The 14,648-nt window shown below is 38.5% G+C and carries 12 protein-coding genes; 3 read left to right on the top strand and 9 right to left on the bottom strand.

The features are described 5' to 3' along the window. Positions 1-610: 610 nt before the first annotated feature. Positions 611-796: a hypothetical protein gene (locus ACFFHF_RS21575; protein ID WP_160546521.1), complete on the top strand. Its 186-nt coding sequence runs from the start codon at positions 611-613 to the stop codon at positions 794-796. 156 nt (positions 797-952) lie between these two features. Continuing rightward, on the top strand, positions 953-2,110 hold the full coding sequence (locus tag ACFFHF_RS21580) for a glycosyltransferase family 2 protein (protein WP_340904547.1): 1,158 nt from the start codon (positions 953-955) through the stop codon (positions 2,108-2,110). A gap of 37 nt (positions 2,111-2,147) precedes the next feature. On the opposite strand, the gene rnz is transcribed toward ACFFHF_RS21580, so the two are convergent. From rnz to ACFFHF_RS21600, 4 genes are all read right to left on the bottom strand, one after another. Further along, a complete protein-coding gene (rnz, locus tag ACFFHF_RS21585) occupies positions 2,148-3,074 on the bottom strand; it encodes a ribonuclease Z (protein WP_340904549.1) in 927 nt (308 codons plus the stop codon). A 296-nt stretch (positions 3,075-3,370) separates the two neighbouring features. After that, positions 3,371-4,171 carry an ABC transporter permease gene (locus ACFFHF_RS21590; RefSeq protein ID WP_377058998.1) on the bottom strand — a complete coding sequence of 267 codons (801 nt, stop codon included), beginning with the start codon at positions 4,169-4,171 and terminating at the stop codon, positions 3,371-3,373. Positions 4,172-4,187: 16 nt separating this feature from the next. Beyond that, a complete protein-coding gene (locus ACFFHF_RS21595; RefSeq protein ID WP_377058999.1) occupies positions 4,188-4,985 on the bottom strand; it encodes an ABC transporter permease subunit in 798 nt (265 codons plus the stop codon). Between the two features lie 3 nt (positions 4,986-4,988). Then, positions 4,989-5,873: an ABC transporter ATP-binding protein gene (locus ACFFHF_RS21600; RefSeq protein WP_377059000.1), complete on the bottom strand. Its 885-nt coding sequence runs from the start codon at positions 5,871-5,873 to the stop codon at positions 4,989-4,991. 332 nt (positions 5,874-6,205) lie between these two features. On the opposite strand from ACFFHF_RS21600, the gene zwf reads away from it, so the two are divergent. After that, entirely contained in the window at positions 6,206-7,675 is a 1,470-nt protein-coding gene (gene zwf, locus ACFFHF_RS21605) for a glucose-6-phosphate dehydrogenase (protein WP_340906280.1), read from the top strand. Positions 7,676-8,257: 582 nt separating this feature from the next. Here the strand turns inward: zwf and gnd are convergent. From gnd to ACFFHF_RS21630, 5 genes are all read right to left on the bottom strand, one after another. Further along, positions 8,258-9,664 carry an NADP-dependent phosphogluconate dehydrogenase gene (gnd, locus tag ACFFHF_RS21610; protein ID WP_160546525.1) on the bottom strand — a complete coding sequence of 469 codons (1,407 nt, stop codon included), beginning with the start codon at positions 9,662-9,664 and terminating at the stop codon, positions 8,258-8,260. A gap of 141 nt (positions 9,665-9,805) precedes the next feature. Next, positions 9,806-11,080 (bottom strand): DNA polymerase IV, encoded by a 1,275-nt coding sequence (locus tag ACFFHF_RS21615; protein ID WP_377059004.1) that lies wholly within the window; start codon positions 11,078-11,080, stop codon positions 9,806-9,808. A gap of 79 nt (positions 11,081-11,159) precedes the next feature. Beyond that, complete coding sequence (locus tag ACFFHF_RS21620; protein WP_160546526.1) at positions 11,160-11,633, bottom strand: chemotaxis protein CheW; 474 nt, start codon at positions 11,631-11,633, stop codon at positions 11,160-11,162. A 124-nt stretch (positions 11,634-11,757) separates the two neighbouring features. Then, complete coding sequence (locus tag ACFFHF_RS21625; RefSeq protein ID WP_377059001.1) at positions 11,758-12,876, bottom strand: tripeptidase T; 1,119 nt, start codon at positions 12,874-12,876, stop codon at positions 11,758-11,760. Between the two features lie 75 nt (positions 12,877-12,951). Continuing rightward, positions 12,952-14,502, bottom strand: coding sequence for a carboxyl transferase domain-containing protein (locus ACFFHF_RS21630; protein WP_160546528.1), 1,551 nt, complete (start codon positions 14,500-14,502; stop codon positions 12,952-12,954). Positions 14,503-14,648 lie beyond the last annotated feature (146 nt).

Below are 14,648 nucleotides of genomic sequence, written 5' to 3' on the forward strand. Positions count from 1 at the left end.
TGTTTAAACACCCAAAATTTTCATTCTAAATAAATAAAAAAGGAAAAAACTGCTGTTACTATGATACGGCTTATTCAAATTACTTTTTAAACACCTTCGGATAAATAATAGTATTCAATAAAAAGGGCATTAATCCTTCTAGAATCAATTCACCTGTTACTTAACACGGCTATCCGAGAATAATCTTTTTTTAGGATTTATCCCCTCTGCATTATACAAGACAAGCTTGAAAGGTAACTTTTTATAAACATTTTAAAAAGATCAATAATAATACACCAAAAGAATATCGAAAACTCCTAAAATCAGGAATTTGAGGTTACTGGTAATTTGAGGTTTTGAAAAGGAGATTTAGAATGAATCGAGTTTTAGGTCTGGATGTTTAAAAGGTAAGAAGAACAAAAGTAACAGTGAAATCGTTGGAGGTTTACAGACAAAGGCGGCTTCTTTGAGAGACTAACTTGAACCATAATACAGAACCAAAATTAGCATATGAATTACTCAAACCCTATAGCTTGAATTTTTTCGTTGTATTACCAACACTGTGTATAGAAAGCTAGTAAGAGAGAAAACTAATTTTAAGTATTTAATTTTTTTAAGGGTGGGAGCATATTTGGGGGTAAACGTACTGTGGATTACATTAGCGTTTTGTGTTGGTTTAATTATCCTAAATGTGCTTAATACTGTTCTAGTGGAACGGATGAGTAGTGATTTGGCTTTTGCTATTACTGGGGTGGTACTTCTTGTTAGTGGTATGGCCTATCTTGTAACTTGCGGAATTATGCTAGAAGCGTTATAGGGGGCAATTGCTCTTAGTAGGAGTTCTGTATTTGCGGAACTCCTTTTTTATTATAACTTAGGGGATTCCATTAGAGAGTATTTGATTGGTTCTTTCCTATAGAACAAGTATAATCAAAACTGTAATATAACTACTTACAAATAAAAGGGTGTTTTGATGTCCTTATTTCTAATGGTGTCTTCCTTATTAGCTATCAGCATTGTAGTTTGGCTTCTGATCTTTATTGATGCAAAGATGGGACTACAGAGAATCGATCGTCTCGAAAACGAACCAGCGTCTAAGGTCGGTCCTTTAGTGTCTATTATTGTTGCGGCACGTAATGAGGAAAAAGGAGTAAAAGAAAGCCTACAAAGTCAAATTTCGCAGAGTTATGATCGTTTGGAATGGATTTTGGTGAACGACCGATCAACCGATCACACTCCTAACATTATGAACGAGATTCAGTCTGAAAATAAAAATATAAACGTGATCCACATCACAGATCTTCCACCAGGATGGTTAGGGAAGAATCACGCGATGTATGTTGGAGCAAAGCAAGCAAGAGGAGAACTTCTCTTATTCACAGATGCAGACGTGATCTATCACAGAGATGCAATCGCAAAAGCCGTTCATTATTTTATGACACATGAACTAGATCACTTAACAGCTGCTCCTAATTTACGAGGGCAGCGATTATGGTTGAATAGCTTTATTGCCTTTTTTATGTTTGGTTTCTCCTACTTTAAACGTCCTTGGCTTGCGAATCATCCTCGTTCCAAGGTGGGAATAGGAATTGGAGCATTTAATCTAGTGAGGAAAGATGCTTATGAGAGGTTAGGAACTCACGAAATCATTAAAATGCGTCCGGATGATGATTTAATGCTTGGAAAAAAGATGAAGGAAATGGGATTCAGACATCGAATGGTAACGGCTTTGACACTTCTTGAGGTTGAATGGTACTCCACTTTAAAAGAGGCACTTATTGGCTTAGAGAAAAATACGTTTGCGGGACTGCATTACCGAATTAGCATGGTGATGTTTGCGATTTTCGGAGTATTTGTGTCACAGGTACTCCCCTTCTTTACTCTATTTTCCTTGGAACCTATCATAATGTATTTGAGCATCGGGAATATTTTTTTGCTCGCATGGATTTACGCCATGATTATTAAAAGAATGACAACCTATTCGCCATGGATGTTTCTCCTCTTTCCATTTACTTCCATGTTGTTTATTTACTCCATCATTCGGGCTAGCTTCTTAACCTTTAAAAGAGGGGGCATTATTTGGAGAGGGACGAAATATCGCTTAAAAGATTTACGTAACAACAATACGTAATTCTCTTAAAATAAATCGGGACCCTATTGTACCCGATTTATTTGTGTACAGGAATCGTAATTTCTTTAAAATCATCAGCGATTTCGGTATTCGGAAACACTTCTCTCGCTTCCTCCACATGTAATTGCGAAGCTCTTTTGTCGTATCTTGAGCTAATATGAGTAAGACACAGTTGTTTCACACCAGCGTCTCGCGCGACCTGTGCGGCTTGTGTAGTCGTTGAATGAAAGTAATCATACGCAAGCTGTTCCTCTCCCCTAGAAAACGTAGCCTCGTGGATGAGAAGGTCAGCGTTTATTGCAAGTAAACTGGCGTTGTCACATAGTCTTGTATCACCTAAAATCGTTACGATCCTTCCCTTTATGTCTTCACCACGAAACTCGGAAGAATCAATGATAGTTCCATCTTCTAAAACAACGTTTTCTCCAGCCTTAATTTTTTTGTATAGAGGACCAGGTGGGATTTTTGCTTCCTGTAGCTTTTCTACTAATAAAGAGCCTGGACGGTCCTTCTCCACCACTCGATATCCGTATGATGGAATTCCATGCTCCAATTTACGAGCTTCAACTTTGAACTGCTCATCTTCAAAAACAATCCCCTCCTCAATTTCTACGATCTTTAGAGGGTACTTTAAATACGTTCCGCTTACTTGCAAAGAAATATCTACATAATCTTTTATCCCCTTAGGTCCATATACCGTTACGAGTGACTCTCCGCCTTGGAAGGAACGACTGGACAATAAACCAGGCAAGCCATAGATATGGTCGCCATGAAGATGAGTAATAAATATCTTTTCAATGCGGCGTGGCTTAACAGACGTATGTAAAATTTGATGCTGAGTGGCCTCACCACAGTCAAACATCCAAAGGGTCCCTCTCTCATCCAACAGCTTCAGTACAAGAGAGCTTACGTTTCTATGTTTTGCGGGAACTCCTGCGCCCGTACCGAGAAATAAAATATCCAATTCAAACGCTCCTTTATGTAAAAGGCTCTTTTCTAAAACATTGTTGCTATCTACACACTTTTTCGGAAATAAACTATATGTTCAACAGCCAATCTGGATTTTATCACCTTAGAAAAGAGCTACTCTCAAAATAGACCAATAAAACTTAGCATTATACGGGGAAAAATCCGGCTTCTAGGTTTTTTCCAAACCAACAAACTTTACGAAAACAGCCATGTAAAAAACCGACGTCAATAAAGACATCGGATTACTATCATTATTACCATCACTATACCATATTTGTCACGAGATACTTACTAGATATGCAGATCTCTCTTTTCATAAGCGATAAAGGTATAGCTCGTCATGACTACAACTAATAGGGCGCTTACCGTAATATATATGGCTTCATATCCGGTTCCACTAATGATGTCCTTTGCCTCAAAATATTTGAAAGGAGTAAAGACAGAAAGAATCTCGAGATTCTCGTTAAGGTCAATCGCCATTGATAAGAAAAAGGCAATTAGTAACACAGCAGTAGAAATACTTGCAGCTCTTTTAGGATGCTTAATGCTAGCAGCAACGGATGTTCCTAAGGATAAAAACAGGAGCTGCAGGATAAACATACCACCCATTAATTTAGCAATCTCGATCAGATACGACTCATCTGTCTTATTATAATAATCCACCATCAAATGTGAAATCAAAAAAGTGACAAGATTTAGCACAAAAATAGCGATCAAGGATGCCATCCATTTCGAAAAGATCACCTGTTTTCTAGAGATTGGCTTCACTAATAAGAATTCTGCTGTTTTATCTCTCTCCTCTTTAGAAATGATATTCGCTCCTAACATCACAGCATGAATCGTAGTCATAACCATTAAATATAAAAACAAAATGCCGTAATAACCGCTAACAGTCGTTAAATCCAACGAGCCTGTTCCCATAATGGCCTGCATGGCTTTTGGCATACTTGCCATGAGATCATTAATAGACTGACCGGAAGATTCTGTTGCCACGTACTTACTCATCCCCCCAGCTACCATAGCAAGAATTCCTAAACACCAAATAACGAGTGACTTTCTTAGTGCTTTTAACTCTCTAATAAATATATTCACCTTACCCCCTCCTTCCTTACACCGCATTCATATCCCTTTTAGTATAGATGTAAAAGCTAGCAATAAAAGCTGCTATAATCCACACCAAACCGACTATCACATACGACCATTCATACTGACTGTATTTAATAATATACATGTAGTCAAAATACTTGAAGGGGGTAATATATCGAACGGACGCTTCACCCACTGTAGATCCAAACATTCCTATAAAAAAGAAAGCAAAGACGACACCTAGTGATAAAGAGAGAACCGATTTCAACTTAGGTAATAGCATGGAAGCAATCACTCCAATGGCTAAAAACATAACTTGAACGAAAAAGAGCGTGAATGAAAGAAGAAAAAATGCTTGTTCATTAAAATTCTCTGTCTTTACATAGGAAGCAATAAAATAAGCACAAAGAATGAAGGATAGGCTAGTAATTGCAATAGACACAAATGCCGCAGAAAGCTTTGATACAATGATCGTTGTCCTTGAAACAGGCTTGGTAAGGAGAAAATCAACTGTCTTTTCCCGTACCTCCTTGGATAGGATAGATGCACCTATCATCATCGCCTGTATCGCACCGCATAACGAGATATACATGAAAACATACGAATAAAAACCAAGGATGCTAGTAAAATGACCAATTTCAATCCCAACCGCTTTACGCAATGCTTCCGGGAGAGTTTGTAAAAGCTCGTTCACTTGATCTGCATCTTTCGCAAACGAAGGAAAAAGTGACATAAAAAAGAGCACAAGTGCAATAAGAGAAACCGTCCAAACAATCGTCGACTTTCCAAAAGCTCTTATTTCATGAAGAAAGATATTCACCTTCTACTCCTCCTTTTCGTAGTAGTGCATGAAAATCTCTTCAAGGGTTGGTTCTTCTACCCACAAATTCTGAAGTGGTATCTCTGCAATTTTTCTAATAATTGCATTCATATTCCCTTTGTAGATAAAGGACACCGTCTTTTCTTTCACCATAATATCTGTGACACCATCTAACTGAAAAACTTCAGAAGTTACGTGATTAACAGCTTCAAGTCTAAATTTCTTATAACTATTCTCTGTTAAAGCGCTCATCGTCTCGACCTTCACGATTTCGCCTTCTTTAATAATAGCCACACGATCACAAAGTTTTTGAACCTCACTTAAAATATGGGAGGAGAAAAGAATGGTAGCTCCCTTTTTATTCTCTTCTCTTAATAATTCAAAAAATTTCTGTTGCATTAATGGATCCAAGCCACTTGTCGGCTCATCAAGAATAATGAGCTTTGGTTCGTGTAATAATCCTTGAACGATTCCAACCTTCTTTTTATTGCCAAGTGAAAGATCGTTAATCTTCTTAGAAACATCTAGATTCAACGTTTCAGCAAGCTCATGTATTCTCTTTGTACAATCCTTTTTATAAAAGCTTGCAGAATACTTAAGCAAGTCAATAACTTTCATATTTTCATAATAAAAGACTTCTGATGGAAGGTACCCAATCTCCTTCTTAATCTCGGGGGCATATTTAATACAATCCTTCCCAAAGATCGTAGCACTCCCACTTGTTGGATAAATAAGCGCAAGCAATGTTCGAATGGTTGTCGATTTCCCAGCTCCATTTGGTCCAATGAATCCAAAAATCTCTCCTTCTTTTACAGAGAAACTGACATTAGAAATCCCTCTTGCTTTTCCATACATTTTCGTTAACTGATTGCTTTCAATCACATTCATAAAGAAAGCCTCCTTTTCAGACAGTTAAACTTTCTAACACCATCATACTACATGAAAAATAAGGTAACAATTATTTTATGAAATATTTTTATCAAAACATTTCATAAAATAAATTAATAACGCTTTCATTTGTATTAAGGATAGTTCAAGCGATTTGGTTAAAAATAAATACGTAATTTTGTGAAGAATTATTTGCTTATTTGGCTAGAAACCGATAAAATTCTGTACTTGTATAGGTCAATTTTTTTTATAAAAATACATATATAACATGGAAATACCCTGGAAGAGAGGTTCTTAACGTGACACAAAACGAGAAACCGACTGCATTAATCATGATATTTGGAGCAACTGGTGATTTAGCAAATAGAAAACTGTATCCTTCGCTCTATAAACTGTTTGAAAAAGGAAATCTTTCAGACAAATTTGCTGTCATCGGAGTTGCAAGAAGACCATTAACGAATGAGGAATTCCAAGAGAATATCAAAAAATCGGTAAAGTCTTCAATTCAAAAAGAGGATCGAATCGATGAATTTGCTTCTCATTTTTACTATCATTCACATGATGTAACTGATTCAAATTCATACGCAGTGCTTAACAACCTAGCAAATCAACTTGACTCAAATTATGATTTACAAGGAAATCGCATCTTCTACTTAGCGATGGCACCTGAGTTCTTTGGAACAATTGCACTACATTTAAAAGAAGATGGGTTGACCAATGTGAGCGGGTTTAAACGCTTAGTCATTGAAAAACCATTTGGACATGATCTTCAATCAGCACAAGAGTTAAATGATCAAATCAGAACCGCCTTCTCTGAAGATGAAGTGTACAGAATCGACCACTACCTAGGAAAAGAAATGGTTCAAAATATTGAAGTTATTCGATTCGCCAATGCGATTTTCGAGCCGCTTTGGAACAACCGTTATATTTCGAATATTCAAGTAACTTCTAGTGAGGTTCTTGGAGTAGAAGAACGTGGACGCTATTATGAAAAAAGTGGTGCGTTAAGAGATATGGTTCAAAATCATATGCTCCAAATGGTCGCATTACTTGCGATGGAGCCACCAATTAAGCTAACCACAGAAGAAATTCGCTCAGAAAAGGTGAGAGTCCTTCGTGCTCTTCGTCCAATTGAAGGTGAAGAAATAAAAGAATACTTCGTTCGCGGTCAATATGACAAAGGCACAGTGGAAGGTACACAGGTTTTAGGATACCGCGAAGAGCAAATGGTTAACCCAGAGTCTAACACAGAAACATATGTAGCTGGAAAATTGATGATTGATAATTTCCGCTGGGCAGGGGTTCCTATTTATATACGGACAGGAAAGAGAATGGATGCCAAATCTACAAAAATTGTTATCCAGTTTAAAGACATTCCTATGAACCTATATTATAGCCCTGAAGAAACATTGAATCCGAACCTACTTGTGATTCATATTCAACCTGAAGAAGGCATTACACTGCATCTAAATGCGAAAAAAGCGGGTCAAAACATCGCAGCCACTCCTGTTAAGTTAAACTATGCAAATCGCGGAATCGATGGGTTAAATACACCAGAGGCGTACGAGAAGCTTCTATTCGATTGCATGCGCGGTGATGCGACCAACTTTACACATTGGGATGAAGTTGCTCTATCTTGGAGCTTTGTTGATAAGATTTCTGATGTTTGGGAAAATCAAAAGGCCGAGAACTACCCTAACTACAACGCAGGTACGATGGGTCCTCGTGAGGCGGATGAGCTTCTTGAGAAAGATGGCTTCCATTGGTGGCCGATCTCTAATTTTGATGTTGATAAGTGCTAAAAAACATGCTCATTCCCATTTAGGTATGGGTTCTGTTTTCGGGTATCTTCTTAATTAAAATACACAGAAAAGACGTATGAATTGGCATACGTCTTTTCTTTATTTATTAAGCTGCTCATTCCCACATCTAGGTTCAAGAGGGTCCGCACTTATCGGTTGGGGATCAGGTTTAATCACCCGAGCTGATAAATAGACGGAGAAATTCTGCTTAATTAGTAATTCTTATTAAAAAAGGCTTAAATAAACGGAGAGATTCCGCCTATTGGCTCGAAAAAGTCAAAAAGGAGCGATTTTTCTTTGAAAAAGCGGAAAACCTCCCCTTATTTACCCCGAAACGAGGCTCCATTCAGCATCTAACCGGAAATTCTCCGCTTAATACTTTTGCTAGTTACTCGATTAAGGACTTTTATATACCAATAACGATGCCAATACGACTGTCATTTCGGCACGTATTTTAAAAAAAGCACTTCAAAACGGAACTCTTTACCATTTAGGATAGGAGCTTTTTAACGCCCCATCCCTTATCAATGGCACACAAAATAGCCTACCCTATTGGGTAGGCTATTTTTGCTTTCAGAAGGCTTAGAACCAGTTTGTATGGAATGTTCCTTCTTTATCTGTACGTTGGTACGTATGTGCACCGAAATAGTCACGTTGAGCTTGTAACAGATTCGCTGGAAGTGTTTCTGTACGGTAGCTGTCGTAGTATGAAAGCGCAGCTGAGAAACATGGTACAGGAATACCGTTTTGAACGGCAACAACCATAATGTCACGAAGAGCATGCTGGTAGCTTTCAACAATTTCCTTGAAATATGGATCAAGTAATAGGTTTTTAAGCTGTCCGTCACGATCATACGCTTCTTTGATCTTTTGAAGGAATTGAGCACGAATAATACATCCTCCACGGAAGATCATCGCAATTTCTCCGTATTGTAAATCCCAGTTGTATTCTTCTGAAGCTGAACGCATTTGTGCGAAGCCTTGTGCGTATGAACAAATCTTACTCATATAAAGAGCTTTACGAACTGACTCGATAAATGCCTTCTTATCACCAGTGAATTCCTTCGCAGTTGGTCCACCTAATACTTTACTAGCATGAACACGTTCTTCCTTCATTGCTGAAAGGAAACGAGCGAATACGGACTCCGTAATAATTGGTAGTGGTACTCCAAGATCAAGAGAGCTTTGGCTTGTCCACTTACCAGTTCCCTTTTGTCCTGCTGTATCAAGAATTACATCAACAAGTGGTTTACCTGTTTCTTCGTCTTTTTTCGTAAAAATATCAGCTGTAATTTCGATTAAGTAGCTATCAAGCTCGCCTTTGTTCCACTCAGCAAAAACTTCATGAAGTTCGTCTGCGCTCAGACCAAGTACATGCTTTAATAGGAAGTATGATTCAGAGATTAACTGCATATCTCCATATTCGATTCCATTATGAACCATTTTCACATAGTGACCTGCTCCGTCTGGACCGATATAGGTTGTACAAGGCTCACCATCAACCTTTGCAGAAATATCTTTAAAAATTGGTGCAATTAATTCATATGCTTCTTTTTGTCCACCTGGCATAATTGAAGGTCCTTTAAGAGCTCCTTCTTCTCCACCTGATACGCCTGTTCCAACAAAATGAATACCTAATTCACTAAGTTCTTTATTACGGCGTTGTGTATCAACAAAGTATGTGTTTCCACCGTCGATAACGATATCACCTTTATCAAGCAATGGTTTTAGTTGTTCAATTGTCGCATCAGTTGGCCCACCAGCTTTAACCATAAGCATGATTTTACGAGGCTTTTCTAATGATTCAACGAACTCTTCCATGCTATATGTACCAAATATGTTTTTTCCATTTGATTCTGCAAGCATTTCATCTGTTTTCTCGCTTGAACGGTTATAAACTGAGACAGTATAGCCGCGGCTTTCAATGTTCCAAGCAAGGTTTTTCCCCATTACTGCTAACCCAATAACACCAAATTGTTGTTTTGACATTTTTTTCTTCCCTTCTAGCTAAGTACTATATACATAAGAATCCACTTTACTTTAGCAAGATTAAGCAAAAAGCGCAAGTAAGGTGATTAATTAAATATTCAATCAAATATATTTTTTCCTGAATTATTTTATATATAACGCTTACTCTTCTTTCTTTTCATGTGTTATGTGTAAAAAATCTTTGTTAAAACTTGTATCTGTACCGATCGACGGGTAAGGTTTGTTTTTTCGTACCATTCCCGCTCGATTTATGATGGACGTGCCGTATTTTTCTTTTAATTTTGAAACAGCATTTAATAGTGGCTCTTTTTTTGCATCGCGTTCATATGAGAAAAGATCAAGCTGTTTTACCGCTTCATTCACAGAAATCAAGTCTGTTCCGGTGATCCCAAGAAGACGGATGGCATTTCCATTCCAATTTGAATGAAATATTTTTTTGGCAAGTTGTGCAATTTCATCTTGCTTTTCAACTGGATTGTCTAGTTTTTTACTCCTAGTAAATGTCTTACGGTCCTTATACCGTATCGTTACACTTAATCCCGTTGCCAACACTTGTTTTGCTTTTAATCTAACAGATACTTTCTCTGCCAACTGCTCTAGCACTGTGTTTAACTCTTTAACATTTGTTACATCCTTTGGAAGTGTTGTTGAATTTCCAACACTTTTAAAATCAGAAACAGAGTTTGGATCCACTTCACGGTGATCGATTCCATTCGCTCGTTCCTTTAGTCTTATTCCATTAATACCAAGCAGAGATTTTAACTGAATATCATTTCCTTTGGCTAAGTCACCAATCGTTTGTATGGCCATATGATTTAATTTTTCGGCTGTCTTTTGTCCAACTCCATGCATTTCACCCACATTTAATGGCCACAGAACGTGTTTAATATCTCTCTTTCTAAGAACGGTTATCCCCAAAGGTTTTTTCATATCTGATGCTGTTTTTGCTAAAAATTTATTAGGAGCTATTCCGATACTGCAAGGCAGATCAAATTGTTCTAACATTCGCTCTTGAATCGTCTTTGCAATTTCAAGAGGTGATCCAAACTCATAGCCTTCTGTAATATCTACATATCCTTCATCAATCGAAACTGGTTCTACTAAGTCTGAAAACTGCCTTAACAAGTCAAAGATAGCGACGGAGGCAGCCCGGTAGCGTTCAAAATTGGGTTTCATTACAATTAAATTAGGACACAGTTTTCTAGCTTCCCAAAGCGGCATCGTCGTTCTAACCCCTACTTTTCTAGCTTCGTAGCTACAGGTGATAATAATCCCGCGTCTTTCCTCGACATTGCCCGCAATCGCAAGTGGCTTGCCCTTTAAATTTTGATCGTAGGCCATTTCTACGGACGCATAGAAACTATTCATATCCACGTGTAGAATCACACGGCCATTTTTGGGGTACATTTCCTTCAGCGCCATCTACCTCCTCACCACTTCCACCACTAGTATTTTACCAAAAGAATGACGAGACGAAAAAGAGCAGCCTCACTGGCTACTCCTCTTGATGTGATTTCATATATTGTTGAATTTCCTTTATTCCTTCTAGCGATTGAACAAGCTTGGATGGATCAATGATTGTAATTAAACGCGAATCCAGGTTGGCAATGGAAGAAAAGTAACTTGTTTTATTAAATGCAACTAACCCTAACTGCTTTAACTGTTCCTTTTCAATATCAATAATCTCTTTCGCATCGTTAACAAGGACTCCTATGGATAGTTCATCTGTCTTTACGACAATCATCCTCGTTTGGTCATTGTATTGAATGGTTCGGTGATATAAAATTTCTTCAAAATCAAGAACAGGGAGTAATTCACCTCTCACTTTCACAATACCTTTCACGTACACAGGTAAATGAGGGATCGGTGTAATTCCTTCCACCTTCTCTATTGAAATTACATGTTCAATAGTGATCGCATATTCTTCCTTCCCTACTTGAAAAACGACTACTTTGGTTGTTGTAAGCATGGGTACTGGCTCCAATCTAGCACAAAGGCATCATACTTTATACCTGTATCATACTAACATTTCTGCTATTTTGTCTATCGAAAGTAACAAAAAAAGAGTGAAGAATCTCCTCACTCTTTGTCTATTAAGCAGAAACTTCCTCAATGATCGCAATCACATACTCTGCCAACTTATTGAGTTCTTCAACAGGCATTCTTTCATTCGTTGTGTGAATCTCTTCATAACCAACTGCTAGGTTAACGGTCGGAATTCCAAATCCAGCGATTACATTCGCATCACTGCCCCCGCCGCTTCTTAACAGCTCGGATGAGCGACCAATTTTGGCAGCCGCTTTTTTCGCTACTTGAACCACATGATCTCCTTCTCCAAATTTAAAGCCAGGGTACATTACTTGAATATCAACCGCTGCTCTGCCACCCATTTCTGAGGCCACTTCTTCAAACGCAGTTTTCATTTTTTGCACTTGCTCTTCCATCTTCTCATTTACCAAAGAGCGTGCTTCTGCTAAAATCTCCACGTGGTCACAAACGATATTGGTTTGTGTACCGCCTTCAAAACGACCGATATTTGCAGTTGTTTCCTCATCAATGCGGCCAAGAGGCATTCTTGAAATGGCTTTCGCTGCAATCGTAATAGCCGATACACCTTTTTCAGGTGCCACACCAGCATGTGCGGTCTTTCCAAAAATTGTTGCCTTTACTTTTGCCTGCGTAGGTGCAGCAACAATAATATTACCTACTTGACCATCACTATCTAGAGCATAGCCATATTTTGCTACAAGTAACGCTGGGTCTAATACTTTGGCACCAACTAAGCCAGACTCTTCTCCAACAGTAATGATAAATTGAATCGTTCCATGTGATATTGATTGTTCCTTTAATACACGGACGACTTCAAGCATAACGGCAAGTCCCGCTTTATCATCCGCTCCGAGAATGGTTGTACCATCTGTAACTACATACCCATCCTTAATGCTTGGTTTGATGCCTTTACCAGGGACAACTGTATCCATATGGGAGGTAAAGTAAATGGTGTCTACTTCCTCCTTTGAGCCTTTAAGAGTGCAAATTAAGTTTCCTGCCCCATGTCCAGTAGTTGCCGTTGTATCGTCTTCCACTACGTCAACGCCAAGCTCTGTAAATTTCTGTGTTAAGACCTTTGCAATATCTGCTTCGTTCTTCGTTTCTGAGTCCACTTGAACGAGCTCAAGAAATTCCTTTAACAATCTTTCTTCGTTAATCATCCTGTCCCCTCCATCAATCATACATTCACTCTTGTAGTATAACTTTTTCGTATCACAATCAGCAAATGAATGGGTTTAAAGGGGAATATTTCCGTGTTTCTTATTCGGACGAGTTTCTTTTTTATTACGTAGCATCTCTAAAGATTGAATAATTTTTATTCTTGTTTCACGTGGGTCAATGACGTCATCTACCATTCCCATACTTGCGGCCACATAGGGGTTAGCAAATTTTTCACGATACTCTTTAATTTTTTGTGCTCTTGTTGCCTCAGGATCTTCACTTTGATTAATCTCCCTTGCGAAAATAATATTCGCAGCCCCCTGCGGTCCCATCACTGCAATTTCAGCGTTGGGCCAAGCAAACACAAGATCCGCACCGATAGACTTCGAATTTAATGCCACATAGGCTCCGCCATATGCTTTTCGCAGGATAATCGTTAATTTTGGAACCGTTGCTTCTGAATAGGCGTACAATATTTTTGCTCCATGTCGGATGATCCCACCATGTTCCTGCTTTATACCTGGAAAGAAGCCCGTTACATCCTCAAATGTAATAATAGGTATGTTAAACGAGTCACAGAAACGAATAAATCTAGCGGCTTTATCTGACGAATCTATATCCAAACCACCAGCCATAAACTTTGGTTGGTTACATACTAAGCCAATAACTTCACCCTTCACACGAGCGTATCCAATGACGATATTTTTGGCGAAATCCTTTTGAACCTCCATGAATGAATCTTCATCTACTACTTGCTCGATTACCTTTCTTACGTCGTACGGACGGACCGCGTCAAATGGTACCACATCAGTTAAATCAGGACGGTAATCCCAATTATCTTCGTACTTACTAATCGGTGCTTTTTCTTCATTATTTTGTGGAAGATAGCTTAGTAACTGTCGGACCTCTGCAAGTACTTCTTCCTCCGTTGATGCACGGAAATGCGCATTTCCACTGATGGAGTTATGTACCTTTGCCCCTCCTAAATCCTCGGGACTGATTTTCTCACCTGTAACCGTTTCTATTACCTTAGGGCCGGTTATAAACATTTGACTTGTTTGATCAACCATAAACACAAAATCAGTGATGGCTGGGGAATACACCGCTCCACCTGCACAGGGTCCCATAATCACAGAGATTTGCGGAATGACTCCCGAGTATATAGCATTTCGATAAAAGATTTTTCCGTAACCATCGAGTGACACGACTCCTTCTTGAATTCTCGCTCCACCCGAATCATTCATCCCAACAAAAGGTGCACCATTTTTCGCTGCCAAATCCATGACATTTGCTATTTTATTCGCATGCATCTCCCCCAAAGCTCCACCAAAAACCGTAAAATCTTGGGAGAACAAGTAGATGGGTCGCCCATTCACCTTTCCGTAACCAGTAACGACACCGTCTCCTGGCCCCTTTTGATTTTCCAAACCAAAATCCTTGCATCTATGTTCAATAAAAGGGTTCAGCTCAATAAAGGTTCCCTTGTCAACAAGAAGCTCGATTCTCTCCCTTGCTGTCAGCTTTCCTTTTTCATGCTGCTTTTCAATTTTTTGATCTCCCCCACCTAACTCAACTTCTCTTTTCCGGTCATATAAATCATTGATTTTCTCATAGATGTCGATCATTTTTGACTCCCCCCATCTCTTTGCGTATTGTCAAAACTTTTATATTAAATAGGCTATAAAATACCTTGATAGAGGGCTTTTTGAGCAAAAAAATTGCCACCCCCTGAATTTTAGGAAATAGTGAGGTTACCACACCAAACACCAAC

This window comes from Robertmurraya beringensis (genome assembly GCF_042433785.1).
In the GTDB taxonomy this organism is placed as follows: Bacteria; Bacillota; Bacilli; order Bacillales; family Cytobacillaceae; genus Robertmurraya_A; species Robertmurraya_A beringensis.

What these genes read in the sequence shown, in the direction of transcription:
- zwf (WP_340906280.1), top strand. Translation starts at nt 6,206, where the DNA reads ATGATATTTGGAGCAACTGGTGATTTAGCAAATAGAAAACTGTATCCT.
- ACFFHF_RS21580 (WP_340904547.1), top strand. Translation starts at nt 953, where the DNA reads ATGTCCTTATTTCTAATGGTGTCTTCCTTATTAGCTATCAGCATTGTA.
- ACFFHF_RS21620 (WP_160546526.1), bottom strand. Translation starts at nt 11,633, where the DNA reads ATGCTTACAACAACCAAAGTAGTCGTTTTTCAAGTAGGGAAGGAAGAA.
- gnd (WP_160546525.1), bottom strand. Translation starts at nt 9,664, where the DNA reads ATGTCAAAACAACAATTTGGTGTTATTGGGTTAGCAGTAATGGGGAAA.
- ACFFHF_RS21625 (WP_377059001.1), bottom strand. Translation starts at nt 12,876, where the DNA reads ATGATTAACGAAGAAAGATTGTTAAAGGAATTTCTTGAGCTCGTTCAA.
- ACFFHF_RS21630 (WP_160546528.1), bottom strand. Translation starts at nt 14,502, where the DNA reads ATGATCGACATCTATGAGAAAATCAATGATTTATATGACCGGAAAAGA.
- ACFFHF_RS21600 (WP_377059000.1), bottom strand. Translation starts at nt 5,873, where the DNA reads ATGAATGTGATTGAAAGCAATCAGTTAACGAAAATGTATGGAAAAGCA.